This is a genomic window from Sedimentitalea todarodis (assembly GCF_032595355.1).
Lineage (GTDB): Bacteria > Pseudomonadota > Alphaproteobacteria > Rhodobacterales > Rhodobacteraceae > Sedimentitalea > Sedimentitalea todarodis.
Genome location: NZ_JASMWN010000008.1, coordinates 37,403 through 59,556 on the forward strand (window position 1 = coordinate 37,403; position 22,154 = coordinate 59,556).

24 protein-coding genes, 1 pseudogene and 1 riboswitch are annotated in these 22,154 nt (G+C 59.2%); of the genes and pseudogenes, 5 read left to right on the top strand and 20 right to left on the bottom strand.

The annotated features are described in order from the left end of the window. Positions 1 to 146: 146 nt before the first annotated feature. Positions 147 to 332: pseudogene (locus QO231_RS11640) on the top strand (MFS transporter); the annotation flags it as partial. Here QO231_RS11640 and QO231_RS11645 read toward each other — a convergent pair. Beyond that, complete coding sequence (locus tag QO231_RS11645) at positions 314 to 1,114, bottom strand: phage NrS-1 polymerase family protein (protein WP_316776274.1); 801 nt, start codon at positions 1,112 to 1,114, stop codon at positions 314 to 316. The pseudogene QO231_RS11640 and the gene QO231_RS11645 sit on opposite strands and share 19 nt — an antisense overlap. A 35-nt stretch (positions 1,115 to 1,149) precedes the next feature. Between QO231_RS11645 and QO231_RS11650 the strand changes: the two genes are divergently transcribed. Next, on the top strand, positions 1,150 to 1,482 hold the full coding sequence (locus QO231_RS11650; RefSeq protein ID WP_316776276.1) for a hypothetical protein: 333 nt from the start codon (positions 1,150 to 1,152) through the stop codon (positions 1,480 to 1,482). Here the strand turns inward: QO231_RS11650 and QO231_RS26145 are convergent. From QO231_RS26145 to ilvD, 16 genes are all read right to left on the bottom strand, one after another. Then, positions 1,479 to 1,664 (bottom strand): helix-turn-helix transcriptional regulator, encoded by a 186-nt coding sequence (locus QO231_RS26145; RefSeq protein ID WP_394356597.1) that lies wholly within the window; start codon positions 1,662 to 1,664, stop codon positions 1,479 to 1,481. The two genes, QO231_RS11650 and QO231_RS26145, sit on opposite strands and share 4 nt — an antisense overlap. Before the next feature lie 57 nt (positions 1,665 to 1,721). Continuing rightward, a complete protein-coding gene (locus QO231_RS11655) occupies positions 1,722 to 2,351 on the bottom strand; it encodes a hypothetical protein (RefSeq protein WP_316776277.1) in 630 nt (209 codons plus the stop codon). A gap of 103 nt (positions 2,352 to 2,454) precedes the next feature. Then, a complete protein-coding gene (locus QO231_RS11660) occupies positions 2,455 to 3,618 on the bottom strand; it encodes a tyrosine-type recombinase/integrase (protein WP_316776279.1) in 1,164 nt (387 codons plus the stop codon). Positions 3,619 to 3,908: 290 nt separating this feature from the next. Then, on the bottom strand, positions 3,909 to 4,640 hold the full coding sequence (locus QO231_RS11665; protein ID WP_316776280.1) for an ABC transporter permease: 732 nt from the start codon (positions 4,638 to 4,640) through the stop codon (positions 3,909 to 3,911). Further along, on the bottom strand, positions 4,637 to 5,362 hold the full coding sequence (locus tag QO231_RS11670) for an ABC transporter ATP-binding protein (RefSeq protein ID WP_316776281.1): 726 nt from the start codon (positions 5,360 to 5,362) through the stop codon (positions 4,637 to 4,639). The genes QO231_RS11665 and QO231_RS11670 overlap by 4 nt, the downstream gene beginning before the upstream one ends. Next, a complete protein-coding gene (tenA, locus tag QO231_RS11675) occupies positions 5,359 to 6,045 on the bottom strand; it encodes a thiaminase II (RefSeq protein ID WP_316776283.1) in 687 nt (228 codons plus the stop codon). The genes QO231_RS11670 and tenA overlap by 4 nt, the downstream gene beginning before the upstream one ends. Beyond that, entirely contained in the window at positions 6,042 to 6,980 is a 939-nt protein-coding gene (locus tag QO231_RS11680; RefSeq protein WP_316776285.1) for an ABC transporter substrate-binding protein, read from the bottom strand. Before QO231_RS11680 ends, tenA begins: the two co-directional genes overlap by 4 nt. Before the next feature lie 13 nt (positions 6,981 to 6,993). Then, complete coding sequence (gene thiD / locus QO231_RS11685; protein ID WP_316776287.1) at positions 6,994 to 7,797, bottom strand: bifunctional hydroxymethylpyrimidine kinase/phosphomethylpyrimidine kinase; 804 nt, start codon at positions 7,795 to 7,797, stop codon at positions 6,994 to 6,996. After that, entirely contained in the window at positions 7,794 to 8,435 is a 642-nt protein-coding gene (gene thiE / locus QO231_RS11690) for a thiamine phosphate synthase (protein ID WP_316776288.1), read from the bottom strand. Before thiE ends, thiD begins: the two co-directional genes overlap by 4 nt. Continuing rightward, entirely contained in the window at positions 8,435 to 9,208 is a 774-nt protein-coding gene (thiM, locus tag QO231_RS11695) for a hydroxyethylthiazole kinase (RefSeq protein WP_316776290.1), read from the bottom strand. Before thiM ends, thiE begins: the two co-directional genes overlap by 1 nt. Positions 9,209 to 9,252: 44 nt before the next feature. Next, positions 9,253 to 9,341, bottom strand: a riboswitch (TPP riboswitch). A 385-nt stretch (positions 9,342 to 9,726) separates the two neighbouring features. Beyond that, complete coding sequence (locus tag QO231_RS11700) at positions 9,727 to 10,236, bottom strand: MarR family winged helix-turn-helix transcriptional regulator (RefSeq protein ID WP_316776292.1); 510 nt, start codon at positions 10,234 to 10,236, stop codon at positions 9,727 to 9,729. A 2-nt stretch (positions 10,237 to 10,238) separates the two neighbouring features. Then, entirely contained in the window at positions 10,239 to 11,540 is a 1,302-nt protein-coding gene (locus tag QO231_RS11705) for a TRAP transporter large permease (protein WP_316776294.1), read from the bottom strand. Further along, positions 11,540 to 12,046, bottom strand: a complete 507-nt coding sequence (locus QO231_RS11710; RefSeq protein ID WP_316776296.1) for a TRAP transporter small permease — start codon at positions 12,044 to 12,046, stop codon at positions 11,540 to 11,542. Before QO231_RS11710 ends, QO231_RS11705 begins: the two co-directional genes overlap by 1 nt. Before the next feature lie 82 nt (positions 12,047 to 12,128). Further along, positions 12,129 to 13,175, bottom strand: coding sequence for a TRAP transporter substrate-binding protein (locus QO231_RS11715; protein WP_316776299.1), 1,047 nt, complete (start codon positions 13,173 to 13,175; stop codon positions 12,129 to 12,131). Between the two features lie 50 nt (positions 13,176 to 13,225). Then, positions 13,226 to 14,113, bottom strand: coding sequence for an NAD(P)-dependent oxidoreductase (locus QO231_RS11720; RefSeq protein WP_316776301.1), 888 nt, complete (start codon positions 14,111 to 14,113; stop codon positions 13,226 to 13,228). After that, complete coding sequence (gene ilvD / locus QO231_RS11725; RefSeq protein ID WP_316776303.1) at positions 14,110 to 15,837, bottom strand: dihydroxy-acid dehydratase; 1,728 nt, start codon at positions 15,835 to 15,837, stop codon at positions 14,110 to 14,112. Before ilvD ends, QO231_RS11720 begins: the two co-directional genes overlap by 4 nt. Positions 15,838 to 15,936: 99 nt before the next feature. Between ilvD and QO231_RS11730 the strand changes: the two genes are divergently transcribed. Both QO231_RS11730 and QO231_RS11735 read left to right on the top strand, forming a co-directional pair. Continuing rightward, complete coding sequence (locus QO231_RS11730) at positions 15,937 to 16,716, top strand: hydroxypyruvate isomerase family protein (RefSeq protein ID WP_316776305.1); 780 nt, start codon at positions 15,937 to 15,939, stop codon at positions 16,714 to 16,716. Beyond that, positions 16,713 to 17,498 carry a 2-keto-4-pentenoate hydratase gene (locus QO231_RS11735; protein WP_316776306.1) on the top strand — a complete coding sequence of 262 codons (786 nt, stop codon included), beginning with the start codon at positions 16,713 to 16,715 and terminating at the stop codon, positions 17,496 to 17,498. Before QO231_RS11730 ends, QO231_RS11735 begins: the two co-directional genes overlap by 4 nt. A 162-nt stretch (positions 17,499 to 17,660) precedes the next feature. On the opposite strand, the gene QO231_RS11740 is transcribed toward QO231_RS11735, so the two are convergent. Further along, positions 17,661 to 17,975 (bottom strand): hypothetical protein, encoded by a 315-nt coding sequence (locus QO231_RS11740; protein WP_316776308.1) that lies wholly within the window; start codon positions 17,973 to 17,975, stop codon positions 17,661 to 17,663. Positions 17,976 to 18,251: 276 nt separating this feature from the next. Continuing rightward, on the bottom strand, positions 18,252 to 19,586 hold the full coding sequence (locus QO231_RS11745) for a hypothetical protein (RefSeq protein ID WP_316776310.1): 1,335 nt from the start codon (positions 19,584 to 19,586) through the stop codon (positions 18,252 to 18,254). Between the two features lie 330 nt (positions 19,587 to 19,916). Here QO231_RS11745 and QO231_RS11750 point away from each other — a divergent pair, with 330 nt between their 5' ends. Then, positions 19,917 to 20,801 (top strand): hypothetical protein, encoded by an 885-nt coding sequence (locus QO231_RS11750; protein WP_316776311.1) that lies wholly within the window; start codon positions 19,917 to 19,919, stop codon positions 20,799 to 20,801. A 173-nt stretch (positions 20,802 to 20,974) separates the two neighbouring features. Here QO231_RS11750 and QO231_RS11755 read toward each other — a convergent pair whose 3' ends face one another. After that, the gene (locus QO231_RS11755) at positions 20,975 to 22,036 is read right to left on the bottom strand and encodes an AI-2E family transporter (RefSeq protein ID WP_316776312.1); all 1,062 of its coding nucleotides are present in this window, start codon (positions 22,034 to 22,036) and stop codon (positions 20,975 to 20,977) included. Positions 22,037 to 22,154 lie beyond the last annotated feature (118 nt).

Below are 22,154 nucleotides of genomic sequence, written 5' to 3' on the forward strand. Positions count from 1 at the left end.
TACGACTACGTTCAACAACGTCTCCTCGGTGCCTCGGCATACTGTAAGGAAGAGGGTTTTGCGGAAAAACGACATTGGGTCGCAACTGGAAATGCACAGCAACACGGAACCTGTGATTAGTGGAGTTATCCAGATGAGTTGTCCTGATGCACGAACGTCGAATCCCAGAATGGCTTCGCCATGCACCTTCGCCTAGCGTTCGCGGTTTCGCAGTTTTGGCGGGAACTGAAGCGATAGCCAGAGGCATACTGATTTCGGTGTTTCCGCTTATAATTTACCAGGCCCTGCAAGATGTTGGCGTCGTGTCCAAAGTTTACTTCTTCATTGGGTTGAGCGCGGACCGACGGAACAGTCGATCCATTCGCGGCATGTCCTTGCCGGTCCAGAACGCCAGGTGCGACATCAGCGCGGCGTCGGCGCTGCTGTGATCGAAGTCGCCCTTGCCGTCATAGGCGGGATACATCTTGCCCAAGACTGCTATATTGGCTTCCCAGAGGTCGCGTACCGTCGCCTTGAGCCCGAATTTTGCACCGGCACCGCCTTTCGACGCGAGCATCGTTTCGATCAGTTCATCGTCATCGTTGGGTCCAGTATAGGCAGGATCAACACCTTCGGGCAGTTCGCCGAGATTTGCTCGTTCGGGGACCACACGAAGAAGCTGGTCTGTCCAGTCCGTATCCCATCGGAGTTCACCGCCGATAGGGTTCCACCCCTTACGCCCAAAGGCAACGAAGCGTCCGTCGGTATAAAATTCTTTCCACCCGTCGAATTTGTTTCTTCGATCTTGAAGCTTGGATGGGTCGCAGCGCCCGATGATGTGCAGCCCTTTGCCCGACTGCGAGACCTCACCCCACGCGCCTGCGAAGGACAGGAAGATCGTTTCGGCCTCGGCCGTCCACGAGCCGTCGTCCTTACGGCACTTGTCCATGTCGAGGAAGAACAAGCCGTCCTCGGCGCGGATGTCGAAGGCCACGCTGTAGGGTGCCGCTGCGGCCGTCGCATAGTCCGTATGATTTGCCGGGTCATGGGCGTCGCACACGGTCCCGTCGGCGCGGCAAGGCACCTTGCGCCCGTCGATCGACCGCCAGTTGAGGAATCTATCCGGCAGGTTCATTGGATATCTCCCAGAGACTTTGAAAGGGCGCCGTTTTGCTGAAGGCCAAGACCGAGTTGGATTGCGTCCTCTGCGTCGAGGAGGAAACCGCGCCGCGCCCGCCCATCGGCGTCGACAAACCCGACGAAAAGCACACCGTGATTTGGAATGATGACCACTTTGGACGGGCCATCCGTCCAAGTGTTCTCAGACCATTTGGCCTGGAAATCTGGTCCGTAGACCAGTCTGAAAACACGATCTTTCTTTCGCCCATGGGCGTTATTTTTGATGCTCATAAAGAGCCTCCATATATTGCTAAGACATTGCGGGGGGCGCGCTGCGCGCGACGGATCAGCACAACGGGCGGGCAAGGCTGGGTGGGTGGTTAAGTGACTTGGCCTCTGGCAAATTTCGCATCAAAAGCTGCGAGATCGGCTTCACGCCATAAGATCCGATGGCCGATCTTTATCGGGGCTGGAAAGCCGACATCAGGGTTCTCGATCCAACGGTGTGTTGTAGAGCGGCTGATCCTGTAGCGGCTCATTACGTCTAGGCAGGTAAGGTACTTCATGGGGCTTCTCCGTGAATTATGAACACACACGGATTATCGCGAGAACGGCTTTTCAGATCACAAAGCAGACTCTTCACTTTTTGGCTTCAGTTTGCCTCGTTGTCTCTGAGCATCACGAACGCGCTGAAACACCCGATGGCTATCTTCACCGTCTCTGGTTCGAAATTCTTTGACTGACCCCTTGAAAATATATGTGAAACAGAACTCTTCGAACGGTGTCGGGACGATTTGTCCTTCCGCGTCTATCTCGGGAGTTCTTGTATCGGTTAGCGAAGTGTCAATGCCCGCTTCGTTGAGAATGTTTTCACATGACAATATTGCTTCGGTTTGCAGGTGAAAATAGTCCAGCCAACAAAAGGTGTGCAACGGATGACCGTCTTCGTCCCTGTCATACAACTCGCCGGAACGTTTCAGTTCCGAATACCTTCTCTGGTCGGCCAATAGTTCCTTTTGCATCATGTGTACAACGTCCCAGGCTTTCCGGCCTGGCATGCCGTGATGTACACAGGCAAGTTCAAGGATTTCGGAGTCATCGGAAGGCAATCCGTTCTTGAGCCGCTTTTTTAGCGCTCTGTTGCGGCGCAACCAGTCAGAAAGGCTTATTCGGTTTCGGAAATCACACTGATTGTTCCAAAGTGCATCTCTCAACCGACGCCAGGAATCTTCAGGAACGTTTCTGTCAAACATTGCCTCGACCCTCGTTCTGTCACTGGCAGCGTTGAGTGGTGCGAAGCCCATTGACCCTGAGCCGGGCGCATATCGACCGCGAGGTCCGGGCTTCGCCACGCTTTCACCCATCAACAAAATCAGCCCAGCGCTGCATCAGTTCACGCCGCTGCTCCAGAAAATCCGTCCGTTTGTAAGATCGTTCCACCTTGCCGCCTGTGCTGTGCGCAAGGCATTCTTCTGCGATTTCCCAAGGGGCTTCTGCCGCCTCTGAACACCAAGTTCGAAAGCTGGAGCGAAAACCATGTGGCCGTGCTTCCATCCCGCGTCTCTCCATCAACCGGGACATGGTGGCATCGGAAATCACTCCCTTGCGGACGCTGGGAAACAGAAACCCGTCTTTTTCATGGGCGCGGGCCTTGTCGATCACACCCATTGCTTGACGGGACAACGGTACACGAAAGTCCGCGCCGGTACCTCGTTTCCCTTTCATCTCGTCGGCGGGCACGATCCAGATGTCTCCCAGGGTTTGATCTGCGCGCAGATAGCGAAGGGGGCGTGATCTTGTGCCAATCGTGAGGATCAAAAGCCGCAGCGCAAGATTTGTCACAGTATCCTGATCCAATGAGGCGTAGAAAGCCGGAACTTCCTGCCAAGGCAAGAATGGTATGTGCGTGACCTTATGACGTTGCGCGCCCAATAGTGCGCGCGCCTTGGCAGGGGCCTGGAGGTCCACGTCCAGACCGAGGGCCGCGCCGTGTTGAAGACATACTGAGAGACGCTCCATGGCTTTGCGCGCTGTCGCCGCCTTGTCGTGCCAGATCGGCTTGAGAGTGTCTCGGATGTCAATCTGATCGATCTCTGCCACGGGAACCTTGCCCAGTCTGGGCAGGACGTGAAGTTCCAATGGTGAAAACCAGCGTCCAGCCGTCCCGTCGCCCTTGAGTTCGGCCTTGCGTGCGTCAAAGCAATCTCGGGCAACGTCTCCCAGCATGTGCAGATTGCGTGCCTTTTGCCGCCGTTGTTTTTCGCGTTCCTTGATCGGGTCCGTGCCGTCCCGCGCCAAAGCTCGCCATTTTTCGGCTTCCATACGGGCTTGTTTGAGAGGTGTGTCCGAAAGCGAGCCAAGACCCATCTCGCGCCGTCTTCCGTGCACAGTCACACGCAGAACCCATTGCGCGCCACCATCAGATCGTCGGTGAAGCCAAAGGCCGCCGCCGTCGGAATGCTTTCCTGTCGGGGCAGACTTCACGAAAGCCGCAGACATCTTGTTCAAGGCTCTTGTCATTCCGTCCCCCTTTGCGTCCACCCCAAGATGTGGGATAGTATGGGGCAAAATGCAACAGCGTGAAACAGGAAGTTTTCTCTAAGGTGCTGAATATATGCAGTTTTGATACATGGTGAAACGCAGTGATGTAAGACTTCAATGCGCTTCACCCGCACCACTTCCCGACAGCGTGCCTTTGCGGCAAGTTCTGCGAACAGCAGGTCAACACCGCATGGTGGAAATGTTTTGCTTTGCGGCGGACGACCACTTTGTCAAAAGGTGGGTCCGTTGAGGGCACCGAGCGTTTCGCGTCAAGGCGCGCCAAGGGTGGCAGTTGCCTTGCTAACCGCCAAATGCAACAGCAATGTCATGATCGCGAGCGTGAACAGGCTGGCGAACATCAGGTCCGTTTTGGCCCGCCCGTTGGCCAGCAACATCAGATACCCCAAGCCTTTGGAAGCCCCGACCCATTCTCCGATGACGGCACCGATAGGGGCGTAAACTGCGGCTAGTTTCAAACCGGTCCCCAAGGACGGCAACGCATGCGGGATTTTGATTCGGCGCATGATCTGCCGTTTGGTGCCACGCATCGTCTTGGCCATATCCAGAACATCCGCAGGCACCCGTGTCAGCCCGTCATAAAACGCAGAAGTCACCGGAAAGTAGATGATCAAGACCGCCATAACGACCTTGGACGTGATGCCATAGCCGAACCAAAGTGTGAGGATCGGAGCCAGAGCAAAAACAGGGACTGCCTGGGTAAAGACAAGCAGCGGTATAACCAGGCGGTGCAGGCGCGCCGAACTGGCCAATTGGATCGCCGTAGTCGCGCCCGATACGGTGCCGATGATCAGGCCCAGGATCACTTCAGTCGCGGTCACAAGTGTGTTTTCTGCAATTATCGCGCGATTGGTCACAGCGGCCTGTGCGACCCGCAAGGGCGATGGCAAGATGAACGAAGGCACGCCCGTGATCCACACAATCCCCTGCCATAGAAACAGTGCAAAGGCGCAGGCCCCCAAGACATGGCAAATGCGTGTCATCGCATCTCTCTCAGATGGGCCAGCAATCCCGCCTGACACCCGACGGTGGCGGGTGCGTATTGATCGCGGATGGGCGGAATGTGAAGAGTGGGCCATGTTTGGGCCGCATCAGGCGTCAAAACGGTGATTTGATGGCCGAGCCGAACGGCCTCTGCGGGATCGTGCGTGACGAGCAATACGGTTTTGGCGGCCAGAACCTCGGCCGCGAGTTCCTGCATATCTGCTCGTGTACTTGCGTCCAGCGCGGAAAACGGTTCGTCCAGCAGGGCGATTGGCCGATCTTCCATCAGGGTGCGCGCAAGGGCGGTGCGTTGTCGCATCCCGCCTGATAGCGCGTTTGGCCTTTTGTCCAGATGACCCGAGAGCCCAACACGGTCCAGCAAGCCTTGGGCTTTTTTCATATCGGGGTCTTCGCCACGCAGACGCGCCCCAAGCACCGTGTTTTCTAGAACGCTCAGCCACGGCAGCAACAAATCGGATTGGGCCATCACAGTGACGCGACCCTCCAACGTGCCCGCGTCAGATGTGGTGATATGCCCATCAAATTCACCCGCAGTGGTGAGACCAGCAATCAGCCGCAAGAGTGTCGACTTTCCGACGCCGGACCTCCCCAGAATGCAGGTCCATTTCCCGGCAGGCATCCTCACATCAAGGGGCCCGAACTGACGCACACCATCGACTTCATGCGTGCCGCGTACGTGGATTGCGGGGGCCTGTGTCACGCGCCGCGCAATCCCATGTCCCAAAATGCGATCTCTAGTCGAGTGGCAGTGGCAAAGCGTCCCTGCAGATGCGGCCAACGTGCCGATTCTGCGGGATCAGGTCCCAAGCGACGCGTGACGGCCGCATCCATCATTTGTCCAACAGATACCATGACACTCTGATAGGCGGTGTCGGCGTAGGTCTCGATCCAGTCACCGTATGGCGTATCAGGAGCGGCCGACTTCGCCAACCGCTGGCCGATTTCGCCGTAGCCGAAACAGCACGGCGCAAGGGCAGCCATCAGATCAAGGAAGTCCCCTTGCAGCCCGGCATCCATCACATAGCGCGTATAGGCGAGGTTCTCGAATTCTTCCGTGGCTGCGAATAGGGTGACTTCATCTATGCCGGCCGCGGCGCAGGTTTTGACGTGCAGCGCCATCTCGTGATTGACCAGCGCGTCGACGGTGCCCGCGCAAACCCTCATTTCATCCAGCGTTTCTGCCTTGACCACACCCAACGACCACGCCCGCGCGAAATGCACCAAAAAGATGTAGTCTTGGACAAGGTAATGCAGGAACGATGCCTGGGGCAGTGTCCCGTCACCCAAACCCTGAACAAAGGCATGATGGGTGTATGCGTTCCACGGATCCGGGCAACCTGTACGCCAAAGCGCAAAGGTTGCCCCGTAAGGTGATGCGGTCATTGTGCTGTCACATCGATGGCGATGTGGCTGACTGGATTGATCGCAGGGATCAGGCCCGCATCATGCAAGAACGTCTCGAACGTGGCATAGCGGCCCGGGTCCATTGCAGTGGGGCGCAGCGCAAAGCGGGGCAAGGTGTCAGCCCATGCGCGCTTGTTCAACGCATCATTCAGTTCCGGTGCGGTGCCTGCAAAGATCTCCCAGCTTGCTGCCGGATGGTTGATGATGTATTGCGTCGCCTTTTCCGTGGCGGCAAGGAAGCGCCGGATCATATCAACGTCCATCGTATCTGTGTTGGCCACGTAAATCAGTTCGTCATAAGGCGGCAGCCCTTCTTCTTCGACGTAGAAACAGCGGCCCGGCATGCCTTCGATTTCCATCTGGTTTAGCTCGAAATTCCGGTAGGCGCCGATCACCGCATCCACTTGCCCCGACATCAAGGATGGCGACATCGACCAGTTCACATTGATCAACTCGACTTCATCCAGCGAAACGCCGTGGGTCTTGAGCACTTGGCCAAGCACCGCCTCTTCAACACCGCCCACGGAAAAGCCGATCTTGCGTCCGCTGAGGTCGGCGGGCGTAATGATTGGGCCATCCGCAAGTACCAACAAACAGCTCAGCGGGGTGGCGATCAACGTACCAACCCGCCGCAATGGCATCTCTTCGTGAATTTGCAGGTGCAATTGCGGCTGATATGAAATCGCAAGATCGGCCTGCCCCGCGGCGACCATCTTGGGCGGCGCTGACGGGTCTGCCGGGGCGATTATCTCAACCGAGAGGTCTTGCTCGGCGAAATAGCCCCTTTCCTGCGCAATGATGACAGGGCCATGATCGGGGTTCACGAACCAATCCAGCAGCAAGGTGACTTGATCCTGCGCCCAGAGGGGTACCGCGCATAGTGACAGGGCAGTTGCAAAAACGATGGATTTCATGGGTGTTTCACTTTCAGTTCGAATAGAGGGCGGCGAAGTGGTGAGTGGGGCCTTGGCCTGTTCCGACCGACAATGCACCCGCATTTGCGATGGCGTTGGCAACATAAGATTTGGCAACGGCTGTGGCGGCGGCAGGTGTCTTCCCCCTCGCCAATTGTGCCGCCAGCGCAGACGATAGAGTGCAGCCGGTGCCATGGGTGTTTGAGGTTTGGGTGCGCGCAGCTTCGAACCACATCACATCTCGATCTGTTACAAGGCAGTCAGGGCTTTCGGGGCCAGCAAGATGACCACCTTTCATCAAGACCGCTTGGGGCCCGAGCGCACAAAGCGCGGCACCTTGGTCAAACATCTCTTCCCGCGTCGTAGCGGCGGACGTGCCCAGCAAATGTGCGGCCTCCGGCAGGTTGGGCGTCAGCAGCGTGGCCATGGGCAACAAAGTGTCGCGCAGTGTGATCACCGCGTCGGGGTGCAAAAGTGCTGCGCCGCCTTTGGCGATCATCACTGGATCAAGCACGATAGGGACACCTGGCTGCCGTTGCAGTGACCTCGCCACAGCGGCGGCGATATCTGCGTTTGCGATCATCCCAATCTTGACGGCATCGACACGGATGTCTGCAAACACGGTCCCTATTTGGCTCTGCACGAAATCAGGCGGCACGAAATGGATGCCCGTAACGCCTTGGGTATTTTGCGCCGTCAATGCGGTGATGGCGGCCATGGCGAAGGCCCCGTTTGCGGAAATCGTCTTGATGTCAGCCTGAATGCCCGCGCCGCCCGATGGGTCGGAACCTGCGATGCTGAGGACATTGGGGATCATGTTGCTCGCTCCGTTCTGGCAGCGTCGAATGCTCGCGCGGCAGCGTATGGATCAGGTTGCCCGCAGATCGCGGACACAACAGCCATGCCATCCGCGCCGCTGAGGCGGACACCACTGACATGGGTGGAATACAAGCCACCGATGGCCACGCTGGGCAAAGATGACAACGCCACCAACCGGGCCAGCCCGTCAAAGCCAATAGGCTGCGCATGGTCTGTCTTCGTCGGAGTTTCAAAGACCGGCCCAAGACCAAGGTAGTCCACAATCAGGGGATCGGCGGCTTGCACAGTCTGCGGTGTTTCACACGACAGCCCGAGGATCTTGCCGGGCCCAAGCAATGCGCGCGCTTGTTCGGGCGATAGGTCCCCTTGGCCGATGTGTGCGCCGTCGACGTCTGCGGCGACAGCGGCGGTGACGTCATCATTGATCACCAGCGGGACATCGCTGCCATCCAACACCTGTTTCAAGGCAATTGCCAACTCTGTGCGCTGCGCGGTTGTCGCGGTCTTGTCGCGCAACTGAACCATGGTGACGCCGCCCGCCACTGCCCGTCGGACAGTTTCAACAACGCCCGGTTTTGCGCAGAGTTGGGTGTCCGTCACCAGGTAAAGGCAGAGCCGGTCCTTCAGCGCCGCCATCACGCGATAACCTGTTCAAGATCAGCAGCTTGGGTGGCGGCAAGGGCATCCAGGAAATGCATCTTAAAACTGCCCGGGCCCTTGGCCAGCTTTGCAGCCGCAGAGCCTGCCACCTTGAAATGCGCAAGCGTGGCCAGGGCTGCATCGAACGCGGGGCCGGTCGCGGCATAAGCCCCCATCAGTGCCGTTTGCGCACACCCCAAGGCAGTGACCTTCGGCATCATTGGTGATCCACCCACGACACGGGCCTCATGCACACCGTCCGTGACATAATCGACGGGCCCCGTGATCGCGATGACGGTGCCAAACTGTGCCGCCAACGCCTTTGCTGCACCTTGGGCGGCATCCACGCTGTCGCCGGTATCTGCACCTTTCCCAGCACCCGCTTCTCCCGTCAAGGCAAGTATTTCCGAGGCATTTCCGCGCACAATCGTTGGCCGCAAGGACAACAAATCCTGGGCAGTGCGCTTGCGGTAGCCCGAGATGAAATGCGCGACAGGATCCAAAACCCATGGAATACTCCGCGCATGCGCAGTCGTTGCCGCCGCCACCATACTGGCCTGCCAGGGAGCCGAGAGGGTGCCGATATTGATCGTCAGCGCACCGCAGATCGGCGTGAAATCGGCGATCTCTTCGGGTGCATGTACCATCGCAGGCGATGCACCTGCGGCCAGAACAACGTTCGCGGCGATGTTCATTGCCACATAGTTCGTGATGCAATGCACCAGTGGGTTTTCGTCACGCACCTCTGTCAGCAAGTCCTGGGGGACCATGTTCTCTCCTCTTTCGCAGGCAAAAGGGGAGATGGGGCATGTAGCACAAGAACATACGACCTCCCTCCGCCAGCATTATCTGGTTCAGGTTCAAAGGGTACGTCTCAGCTTTGCAGCGCCCCTGGTGATGCGACGGCTAGTTGTTTTCAGGAGTATCGTCAAATGGAATGAAGCGCTGCGACAAGAAATGCGGGCATCGGTATCATGTCACCGAAGCTCCGCTTCGCCCCATATCAGTCACTGAGTGCGATGACCGCATCGGGCCGCGAGCGGCCAAGATGGGGACGTCCCGCAAGCCGGGTGGTGGTGTGCTCTGCGCCCCGCCATGACCATCCCGGCGAACGCTGTGACCTGCCACTGAACTCTTATCCAACCGGAATTGATGCCTTTTGGATTGATACGCCATTTGGCGCGGGTTGGGCATTCGACATATGCGCGGAGCTTTCATGTGGCGTATTGCGACCGTCGCTTGCAGTGATCAGATCAATCCCGCAGAGGCTCTGTCTCTACCGGTGCATCTACTCCAGGTTGCCAATCAGGTCCTTCAACGTCGCGAGGAATGTTGCATATCTTTCCGCGCCGATTGCATCGTCCAGCGCGTTGAGATGCGCAACGGCTTTTGCCTCCATACGGGCCTGTAGCGCGATGCCTTTTTCGGTCGCAACACTTAGATGAATGCGCCGGTCGCGAGCCGAACGCAGGCGCAGGATCAGGCCTTGTTCTTCCATCCATCTCAGGGCCTTGGTGATGCTGGACTTGTCGCGTGCCGATGCCGCGCCGATCTGGGTCTGGCTGATGCGCGGATTGCGAACGATCAGGGTGAGGATCGTGAAGTACCCCGGTTGCAGCGCGTCGGGCCCCAGCCGTATTCGGAAATCTTCATAGGCGACCTCGTGGGCGCGGCGCAGGTACATGCCGATAAACTCGTGCAAGATACCGTGATCCAACGTGGAACTGTCCGGTGCCTGCGCCGATGAATAGGACAGGACATCATCTTCTGGCGGATCCTGGTTCTCTGGACCGGCCATTGCTATCGCGCCATCTCGGGCAGTACCATGACCAGCCATGGAAATGCGATGATGATGAGAATACGCACGACATCGGCCAGCACGAAGGGAAGAACACCGCGATACATGTCGCCAACCGACAGATCATCGATCACCGATTTGATGACGAACAGGTTCAGCCCCACCGGCGGGGTGATCAGCGACAGTTCGGTGACCATCACGGCAAAGATTCCGAACCAGACCGGATCAAACCCCAATTGCGTCACAATGGGGAAAAAAATCGGGATGGTCAGCAGGATCATGGACAGGCTCTCCATGAACATGCCCAATAGGAGGTAAATCGCGACGATCGTCAGGATCACCGCCGTCGGGCCCAGGCCCAGAGAATTGATAAGGTCCGCGAGCGCGCCGGGCAGGCCGATCAGGTTCATGAAATTTGCGAATACCAGCGCCCCGATCAGCACCAGAAACAGGCTGGCAGTGGTCAGCACGGTCTCTACCAGGGACGCGATCAGCCCGCCGGGAGACAACGATCGCCGCCACAACGCAAAGGCCAGCGCGCCGGTGGCGCCGACCCCTCCCGCTTCGGTCGGGGTAAAAACACCCTTGTACAGCCCACCAATGATGCCAAGAAACAGCAGCAGGATCGGCCCGACGCTGCGCAGGTGGCGGAGCCGTTCGGGCCACCCGATGCGCGGTGCGGCGGGTGCACAGGTTGGATCGAGCTGTGCCGTAATCCGGATCGCGGCGAGATAAAGAACGATGGCCAGCACACCCGGAAGAATCCCGGCGATGAACAGGGAACCGATGTCTGTTCCGGTGGCGATGCCGTAGAGAACCAGGATCACCGACGGCGGGATGAGAATGCCCAGGGTGCCGCCCGCGGCCACGGCAGAGGCCGCGAACCCGTCGGAATAGCCATATCTGCGCATCTCGGGCACCGCGACCTTGGCCATCGTGGCCGCCGTTGCCAGCGAAGAGCCACTGAGGGCCGAGAATCCGCCGCACGCCAGGATCGTCGCCGCCGCGAGCCCGCCGCGCAGATGCCCGACGAAGCCGTGGCACAGACGGTACAGATCTTCGGACATCCGCGCACGGGTCACAAACACGCCCATCAGGATGAACATCGGCAACACCGACAGTTCGTAGGACATCGTGGCGTTGATGGGCAATTGCCCGATCATGCCCATGGCCGTGCGTTCCGATATGTTGATCCAGATGCCCGACAGCCCGACCAACAGCATTGCAAGCGCTATCGGCATGCCGCCCATCATCAGCACGAACACGCCACCAAAGGAGATTGCGGCGATTTCCCAGACCCCCATCAGATGCTGTCCGGCTTGTCGGGCAGGGGCGAGGGATTGCGGCGCAGCGCCTCGATTGCGCAAACCAGAAACGCCAGGGCGGCGACAGCCAGCAAGACGGCCATGCCCTGTGCGATCAGCCCTTTGGGAACCCGCAATTCCATCGTTACCTCGTTGTAGGTCAACAGGCGTTCGCCCTGCAGCCAGACACGCCAGGCGATGAACCCCATCAGCGCGGCGCCCAGCAGATCGGAAACCAGACTGGTCACCCGCGACAGCATGGGCGGGAACCGTTCCGCCAGGATGGTGACCGAGATGTTGCCGCGCCGGCGTATCATCAGCGGCACAGCGGTGAACACGATCAGCCCCATGCCGATCTCGATCATCTCGAATCCGCCCATCAACGGTTGCCGCAGCCCGTACCGCATGACGACGCCGATAAAGGTCACCGACATGACAAAAAAAGCCAGGAGACCCGACAGCCATGCAAAGACCAGGCACAGCCGGTCGAAAAGGGAAATTGCCACTGTCACCGCGTCCTCGCTGCCTGGGGGTATGCGTCAGAGAGAAGAGTGGCGGCACCGGTTTGCCAGATGCCGCCGGGACGGATCACTTGACCACGTTCACCTGTTTGTCAGCCCGATAGTTTTCGACCATATCCCGCGCGTAGGTCAGGATCTGCTGGCCGTCAAAGCCCTTGTCGTCTGCCTGCGCGATCCACTCCGCCTCCAGCGGTTTCAGCTTTTCGCGCGCAGCGGCGATATCCTCTTCCGAGAGGACGATGAATTCGACGCCTTTTTCGTTCAGCTTCTGCTCGCCGACGATGTCACCGTTGGTCCAGGCGAAGCCGGCCAGCAATGCGATGGCCATGCCCGAGTGTTTTTCGACTGCGGCACGCTCGGCGTCCGAAAGGCCACTCCAACTTTCCTGGTTGAAGGCCACCCAGAACGTGTCGGTATAGAGCCCGCCGGGAATGCGCGTGATCGATGAGATGACCGGCGTGATGCCAAAGAAGTCGATGGACTCCGACGGGAACGTGATACCGTCCGCCACGCCGCGCGACATGGCGGTCTGTGCTTCGGTCGGGGGCAGTTGCACGGGCGAGGCACCCAGTTCCGACATCATGCGCCCGGTGACGTTGCCGCCGACACGGATGGTCTTGTCCTTGAGATCGTCCAGTTTCTCGACACGACCCTTGGCCATGTTGATGTTCGGGTTGGAATGGGTGAACAGACCGACGACATGCGCACCCTCGTGTTCGCCGTATTCCGCACCGAACTTCTCATACGTCAACCAGGACGCGGCGGATCCGGCCCAGGGATCGGGCGACATGAAGGGCAGGTCCATGACCTGTGTCATGGTGAACCGGCCGGCGTTGTGGCCCGAAACGCCATAGCCCACGTCAAAGGCTTGATCCAAAAGCAGGTCGAATTGTGCGGGTGGGGGACCGAGCGAGGATGTCATGATCTCGAATTTGAGCGACCCGCCGGTCTCTTCTTCGATGGCGGTGGCCCAGGGTTGCAGAATGCCTGACACGATCAGATGGTGAGGCGGCAACCACGACCCAACGCGAATGGTCTTGGTGTCCTGTGCCAGGGCGGGCAGGGTGACGGCACTGAGTGCCGCGGCCACTGCCCAGGTTGTGAATATCTTCATTTCGTTCTCCCTTGGTGCAAAGCGGATGTTACCGCGTGATTGTCTTGTTGTCAGAGCTTGCTCGCTGCGCTCAGCTTGTAGATCTCCAGTGCGTCGGCCTCGTTTCCGCCGCGCCCGCTCAGCAGGCGGAATTGTTCGGCGGCCATCGCGGTGAAAGGTACTGGTGACGTACAGGATCGCGCCAGATCGCAGACCGAGTCCAGATCTTTCAGCATCGTATACACATGCCCCAGGGGCGGCTCGTGCTGTGCATTGACCATTCGCGGCAGGAAAATCTGCAACGGCTTGCTGTCGGCAAACCCACCGGCCAGAGCTTCGGGCAGGCGCGTGGCATCGACGCCGGCGTTGGTCGCAAGCCGCGCGGCCTCGGCCAGAACGGCCATGGTGCAGCCGACAATCACCTGATTGCACAATTTCGTCGTCTGTCCCGCCCCGGACGGACCCATAAGCGTAAACCGAGCCGCCATCTTGAGCACGACATCTTCGACCCGGTCAAACGCCGCCTGATCGCCGCCCGCCATGATGGCAAGTGTGCCTGCCTCTGCCCCCGGTACGCCGCCGGAAACCGGCGCATCGATCCAATCCATTCCGGTCTCGGCCTTCAGCCGCTCAGCCATGTCACGGGTTGCATCTGGCTGAATGGAAGAGAAATCAACCAGGACAGATCCCTTGCGCGCGCCGCTGGCCACCCCGTTGTCGCCGAACACGGCCTCTTGGACAGCCTTGGTATCGGTCAGGCAGAGAAACACGACATCTGATTTGCTGGCCACGTCCGCCGGATTTTCACCCATCGCAGCGCCCACGTCGACCAGCGGCTTCGCCTTGGTGGCCGTGCGATTCCATACTGTCAGGTCGAATCCGGCCGCCAACAGGCGGGCCGACATTGGCAGGCCCATCAGGCCGGTGCCGATGTAGCCCAGCGTTGGTTGTTGTGTCATGTGTCCATTCCTTTTCCGCGGGGTGTCGGCCACTGGGCATTGCCCGGGTGTGTGACAGCCCCCTCATGTGCCTGCCCGACGGTGGCCGCGTATTTTGACAACAACCCGGCCTTGTGTCGTGTTTCCGGAGCCGTCCAATTGGCGCGGCGGCTGTCCAATTCCGCGTCGCTCACATCCAGAGTGATCGTCGCGGCCTTGCCATCGATGGTAATGGTGTCGCCATCCCGGACCAGCCCCATCGGCCCGCCCGTCGCCGCCTCGGGGGCGGCGTGGCCGATGCACATGCCGCGCGTCGCTCCCGAAAAGCGCCCATCCGTCAACAGCGCAACCTTTTCGCCCATGCCTTGTCCGTAAATCAAAGCGGTCAGGCCCAGCATTTCGCGCATGCCGGGGCCACCGACAGGGCCTTCGTTGCGCACGATCAGAACCTGCCCGGCCTCGTAGTCACGGCTGTGCACGGCTTGGACGGCGTCATCCTCGCTTTCAAAGACCCGCGCCGTACCGGTGAAGGTCAGCGATTTCAATCCTGCCACCTTGAGCAGTGCGCCATCGGGGCACAGGTTGCCCTTGAGCACGACGACACCGCCAGACGCCATGATGGCGTCGGACACCGGGCGAATGACCTCGCCATCCGGAGCGGGCGCGTCGGCCACATCTTCGGCCAGTGTGCGGCCTGTGACGGTCAAGGTGTCACCATGCATGAACCCGTGGGCGATGAGTTCCTTGATGACCACATGTGCGCCGCCGATCTCGTAGACGTCCTTGGCGTGGTATTTGCCAGCCGGGCGCAGGTTGCCGATGAAAGGTGTGCGTTGCAGGACCTCGGCCACATCATCGGCGGTGAACTTGATGCCTGCTTCGTTTGCGATGGCGGGAATGTGAAGCGCGGTATTGGTGGAGCCGCCCGTCGCCGCGACGATGGCGCAGGCGTTCTCTAGCGCTTTGCGGGTCACGATCTCGCGCGGGAGCGGGCCGCCGCGTTCGATCATTTCCATCACCAAGGCTCCGGCCCGGTGGCCAACGCCTTTGCGTTCGGAATAGACGCCGGGGATCATCGCGGAATTGGGCACCGTCAGCCCCAGGGCTTCGCTGACCATGGCCATGGTATTCGCGGTAAACTGTCCGGCGCAGGCACCGATGGTGGGCTTGCACGCCTCTTCAAGCTGGGTCAGCTCGTCCTCGGTCATGGTTCCCGCCTGCACCGCGCCAACGGCCTCATACGCGTCCAGAACGCTGACGTCCTTGCCCTGGAACCGCCCCGGCAACGCCGATCCGCCATAGACGAACACCGATGGCACGTTGCACCGCACCATGCCCATGATGACCCCGGGCAACGTCTTGTCACAGCCGCCATAGCCGACAATGCCGTCATAGGCGTGCCCGTGGATCACCGCCTCTATACTGTCTGCGATCAGTTCTCGGCTGACGAGAGAGAACTTCATGCCCTCGTGATTCATGCCGACCCCGTCAGAGACCGAGATGGTGGTGAATTCACGCGGCGTGCCGCCGGCCATGGCGACGCCTTCCTTGGCATAATCGACCTGTGTGTAATGCGTCATGTTGCAGGGCGTCACTTCGCCTTTCTGACTGACCACGCCGACCATCGGCCGGGCAATCGCCGCATCGTCCAGCCCCATGGCGCGCATGAAGGCGCGGTGCGGTGTGCGGTCGATCCCGTCGGTGGTGATGCGCGACCGAAGTGGTCTTTTGCGGGTCGGAGCCATGGATAGTCACCTTTGGAGAAAGTTTCATCAAAGAACGTTTAAACTTGAACAAAACCACCGTTTGTCGTTTTCTGTCAACGAGGAATTTTGGAACTGCTCATGCAACTGATCGCCAACATCTCGATGATGTTCACCGAAGCAGCCCTTGCGGCCCGGCTGGAGGCCGCGCGATTGGCGGGCTTTGAGGGAGTTGAAATCCAGTTTCCGGAAGTTTCGGACATTGCATCCATTCGGGCCGCATCGGATGCCACCGGGGTGCCTGTCACACTGATCAATGTCCCGCGAGGACCCGGGGACGCGGTCGGTCTTGCGGCGCTGCCGGGGCAGGCAGACGCCTATCGTGTCGCGGTTGCCGTCTGTGCCGAGCAAGCCCGGATGCTGGGTGTTTGCAAGGTCAATGTCCTGGCGGGCCGACCGCCCGCAGCCGCGACGCATGATGCCTGTCTGGCCACCTTGCACCGCAACCTCAAGCACACGGCCGATGTGATGGCGGCCATCGGCGTGCGCGTGATGGTCGAGCCGGTCAACCGGGGCGATGTGCCGGGGTTTTTCCTGTCGGGACTTTCCGAAGGGCTGGAATTGCTGGACAGCATCGACCACCCTAATCTGGCACTGCAGTTTGATCTCTATCACATGGCGATCACGGAACCCGACCTGCCTGCCGCTATCCGGCGCGCCGGGTCGCGCATCGGCCATGTGCAATTCGCCGACACGCCGGGACGAAACGAGCCGGGCACCGGCACAATCGACTTTGCGGCCGCTTTCGCCGCGCTGCGGGACATCGGCTATGATGGTGAGGTGTCTGCCGAATACAATCCACGGCGCACCACGAGCGACGGGTTGGGGTGGATGGCCGAATTCGAGAGGATGATGACATGACTGACCAATCGGGGACGATTGAACAGATCGTGCAGGATGTCGTGACCGCTGCGCCGTTTGAGGCCTATGCCACGCAACCACAGCGTACTGTGGCGCAGGCCTATGCAATCCAGGACGGAGTCGTCGCGGCCTTGATCGGTTCGGGGCAACGTGGCGCGATTGCAGGTTGGAAGATTGCTGCCAACTCACCGCAATTGCTGGAACGGTTCAAGCTCGACGAGCCGGCCTCTGGCCGTGTCTTTGCTGACCAGAAACACGCGGGCCCCGCAACGCTGAATGCTGCGGACTATTCGGAATTCGCGTTCGAGCCCGAGATTGCAGCGATCATGCAGTCCACCCTGGACCCAACCGATGCGCCGTTCCGGCGCGGCGACGTGGTGGCCGCCATAGAGCGGTTCGTTCCAGCAATGGAATTGCTGGACATGCGCCGCACCGATATGCCGAACACACATATCCCGGACGCCATCGCGCAGAACATTTCCAATGTGGGTGCCGTTATCGGCGGACCCGGCATCGCACCCGAAGATCTGGACACGGCGCAGATCCGCACGACGCTTACCATTGACGGGCAAGTCGAGCACGACGTCACGGGGGCCGCACCGCAATCCCCGCTGGACGCCGTTGCCTGGTTGGCGACACATCTCGCGGCGCGTGGCTTGACGCTGCAAGCCGGTCAGATCGTCTTGTGCGGAACACACAGTCCGATCTGGTACCATGAGGGCACGGGCGAGATCGAAGTGGAAATGTCCGGGTTGGGCAAAGCGGCTGTCACACTGATCTGACGCTCCGCTGGCAGATTTCTGGCTGGCGCAACGCACAGCCGGGCATATCAACGCCGCATCTAGAGCGTTTCGCGATTAACTTGGATCATCTGGTGTCACCTAACGCGTTGAAATCTATGATTTCAGGCAGCGTTAGGTCATTCAGATTTAGCGCGAAACGCTTTAATAACCTGAAAGCAACTCAAGGGCCGTCTTGTCAGGTGACCTGGCGCAATCGTTGCGTAGCCGGGTCAAGAGCGTCTCCGAACTTCCACGCAATTCACGACCTGACGCGGCTTCAAAACCAAGCATGTAGCCAAACGCCATCGCCATCGCGCCCGCACTCGCTACCAGCGTCTTGACCGATTTGTCGCCCATTTCGGGACTGTCTATCAATGCGAGGGTTTCACCGCATTTCTTGTTGGCGAAGTTGTCCTGCATTTCATGTGCAGATAGCTGGGTGGCATATAGGGTCAGCACTGCGATCAGATAACGCATGGTAAATCCTCTTGCGGCAATATCGCCAACATATCACCGTGTGGCAAGGGCGAGTGACATCCAGACGGCGCATTGTTTTCGCGGGGGCCGCCAAACACCTTGCCATGCGCGCTGCACCGCGATTGCTGGTGCTGCTCCATTGATCGCACTTACGGCAACACACGAGACGTTCTATGGGATTGAAACGGTGGGACGACTTCCGCAAGCCTGCGATGCGAGTCGTGCGGACCAGTGGGCTGGCGCATAAACACGATGCTTCCTCCGCCGAAATGACACTCAGACCAGTCGGTACTCGATGCGCGCGGACCCGTGGGCATCGTCGCCATCGGCCCGAGCCCATTCTGTTTCAAACAACTCTTGGGCAAGGGCCATATCTGTCGTTTCATTGGTCAGCAGCGCGATGTTCTCTGCCGGGACCCGACGCACGAGTTGGGCGATCTCAAACTGAACTCCCAGGTTTTCTGCAGTGAACCCACGCAGATCCAGAACGACCCGATCCGCCAGACTCATCAGGGTCATGACGGTTGGCCGCCAGGTATTGTCCTGGCAATAGTAGTCCAACATCGGATACATGCCGTCATGCGCTGCCAGGGGGGCCTCGGCCAAGACGGTCTTCAGATTGTCCGGCGACTTTATGAAAAGACTGTCTGTGGATCCGCTCAGAAAGGCCGAGAGCTCTGCAGAATCCAGCGTATCCGTGGCCAGATCGGCCGCACCGATCAATACGATTGGCCCACGCATGCGCCAGTTTGTCAGCAAGCCGAACGACAGGTTCTCCTGCAATTTCCGTTGTCCGAAGACCCGCAGGAACAGCGTCAGAGGAGGCCTCTCCTCTGACGGTCGCCGCGACATCACATAGAGCGTTGCGCGATAGATCAGAAACGGCAGCGCCGCCAATCCCGACATGATCCCATGCGGTCCTGAAAGCTGAGTGATTTGCCAAAAGGTCACCATCAACCAGACCGCGTCGCTTTGCATCATCAGATCACTGGACTTTGCGCTGATCTTCCCCAGAAAACGAGCGATCAACAGTGCCAGGCCAGCACCCAACGCAAGCATGAGTGCAAAGCTGACGGGCAAAGCGGCTGACATGAGCGCCGGAACCAGACCAACGGCCAGATCCAGCGAAAAGAGCAGCGGCGCGATCAATGCAATTGCGATCAAGTACAGCGTGACAGCGGTTGAGCGGAACGCGCGGTTGGCCAGAACCAGTGCCGCAATCGCTGCTGGGCCAACAAGCCAGGCAATCAGCTGAAGGCTGACAGGTTCCAACAGCGCCAAAGCACCCGTCCAGACCAACACACCAGCCAGAACAATGAGCCGGCGCAGCCCCAAAACGTGAATAGCCAAGGGCACCGCGGGCCAGGACAGTATCAGGCCAACAACCAGCGTGCGATGCCAGCCATGTTCGATGTCTTCCAGGAAGAAGTAGACAACGGTGGCCGAAAAGCCGTGTGCCAATCCGGCGATCAGATAGCGCGCGCCCAAAGACCATCGGAGTCGCGCGCGTGGTTCCGCGATCCTTTTGACAAACTCGAGTTGTCGCAGATCAGGGTTATTTTCGGGCGGCACCTCAAAGTCGGCTTCGGAGGTGGAGGATTGGTTTTTCATCGCACGCCGTATGGCACGCCGATACAAGTGACGGATGGCCAGATTCAATCCAAATGCAAGCGGAACCGCAGCCAGAAAAACGAAAAATAGTGCGCCATTCAGCGGGACATCAAACACGGCTATTCCTAACGGGCCCATGATGTAAGGCTGCCGGTACACTGTCAAGCAAACCGGACGCGAGCGGAGAATGGGAGATCACCTGATGCGGACAATCAATAACTGGGCTTCGTCGCACCCACATTTTGGTTGTTTTGGTTGTGATTGACGAAAACATGCTCAATCGTGCAAGGAACCCCGATCGGCACTTTTTTTGCCAAAGGAGAGTCCGCAATGACCGACCTTCCGTCCGAGATATCCCAGGACCCGCGCTATCGGCGGGTGCATGACGAACGCGAACGGCACGCAGCAGAGGCGCGCGCTGCACAGTCACTCTATCTTTTGATGACCCGCATCTTCGTCGTCGCGTCGGCCGTCGCCGCCATCGCCGGCGGGTTGGTGCTGTTTGGCACCGAAGCCAGCCCACAAGAAGACAGTCCGAGGATTGTCCACTGGCTGTCAGGCGGAGCCGCCCGCACGGGACTCATCATCGTGCAAGGGCTTGGTCTCGCGGCGGCGGCTGGTTCTGGCTATATCCTTGGACGACGCGAACCCGGAAAGCGGTGGGTGACCGCCCGGATGCGGGCCGAGGACGGGCGGTTGCTTCTGGCCCGAAGAACGCTTGAGATCGGGCATGAAAAAGGACCGGGCGCGTTCCGACAGGCGGGCGACTGGTTCGTTTCCTTTCTGGAAGGTCAGATCAAGTATCTGGATACCAGTGCCCGCCGCCGTGACCGGTCTGCAATGCGGGGCCTGATTGTCGCCGCGCTGTTGGTGGCGCTGGCGGCTCTGGCGTCGGTCCTGACCGGGTTTGACTCAAAAACACTCGTTGTCGTGCTGGCCATATTTGGTGTTGCGGTTCCCGCGCTGACGGCAGCCGTTGAAAAATGGGGCGAGGCGACAGCGGACAGCAAGCGCGCTGAGTTGCATGATGCAAGTTGGTCCGCGCTCAACACGCTGCGCGACGATGTCCCCGCCTTTCAGGCCGCAGTCGCCGAAAATGATCTCGATGCGGCGCTGGGCTTTACGGATCGGGTCTTTGCGGTGCTGCGCGACGATCATTCCGGTTTTGCAGTAACGCATGGCAACGCCGGTGGCGGCGCGCCAGGCGCAGGTTGAAATGAGGCGGTGTGGTCCAGTCCTGGTGCTGAAAACTCTGTGTCATGTCAGAATAACTTGCGTTGATGCGGGCCGGCCCCCAAAGCGTGGTCGATTAGGATGCGCGCGACACCGGTCGGCCAGCACGCTCACCCCAAGGGAAGTTTGGCCGCGCTTCAACGCGGCAACTTCTCTCATTCTGTTTGGCTAAAGGTTCTTGGAGAAAGGAAGTTTCCGAGCACGGACAAGCGGGGTACATTGCTGCAAATCACCTTGAGCAGGACGAGAAACGGGACTGCCATCAAGGCACCGGGGACGTTCCAGAGCCAACTCCAGACGATGACCGTCAGAAACACGGAAACGGTGTTCATTTCCAGACGTCGGCCCAGGATCGTCGGGGTGACGAACTGTGCTTCAAGCGAAGTCAGAACCGCGTAGATGATCGCGGGCAAGAGACCCATGCCAAGCGTATCAAAGCTGAGTATCCCATAGGCACTGGCCAGGACCACTCCGATCATGCCGCCGACAAAAGGCAGAAAGTTCAGCACGAACGCCAGCGCGCCCCACAAGACGGGGTTTGGCAAACCGACAAGATACATGGCCACACCAATGCTCAGGCCAAGCCCTGCGTTGATGACCGTAATGGTCAGGAAATAGTGCGAAATCTGGCGCTCGATGTCGCGCGCAGTCCGGATGGCGCGCCGTTTGTCGGAAAAATTCGGGAAGGCTTCGACCAGTTTTACATAGAACAGATCGCCTGACGACAGGATGAACATGGCGAGAATCAGCCCGACGATCGTGAGCATCGTGAAATTGGCAATACTGCCGGCGGCAAACGCAAGAAGCCCTGGCTGCTGGACGGCGACAACCGGCGTGCTGTCTCCGCCGGTCGCAATATTCTCGACCTGCTCGCTGGCGTTCTTGACGTCTTCGAGAGAGGCAATGAAGCCCTGAAGCTTATGTCTCAACTCGATCCCCATCGCCGGGGCATCTTCCAGTATTGCCGTGACCGGACCGCTCAGAAGATAGGAGCCAAGGCCCAGAACCAGCCCCGCGCAGACGATGAGCGCCGACGCTGCAATGGGTTCGGGAATACCGAGACGTGAAAGGCTGCGCACGACCGGGCTTAGGGTGAGGGCAACGATCAGCCCGATCATGATGGGAAGGAACATGTCTCTTGCGAAATAGATTGCCGAAAAGGCCAGTATGACGGCAATGACGGCAAGCAGGTTTCGAATGATCCGCACATCGTCCATGTCATACCTGCCCCTGTGAACCAGTACTCGCTGGCCGTTGTGTCTCGGAATGAAACCGCTTGATGAGAAATTGGTTCCGCCGCTATGTCAAATATTAAAGACAGGCTCTTGCGAATAC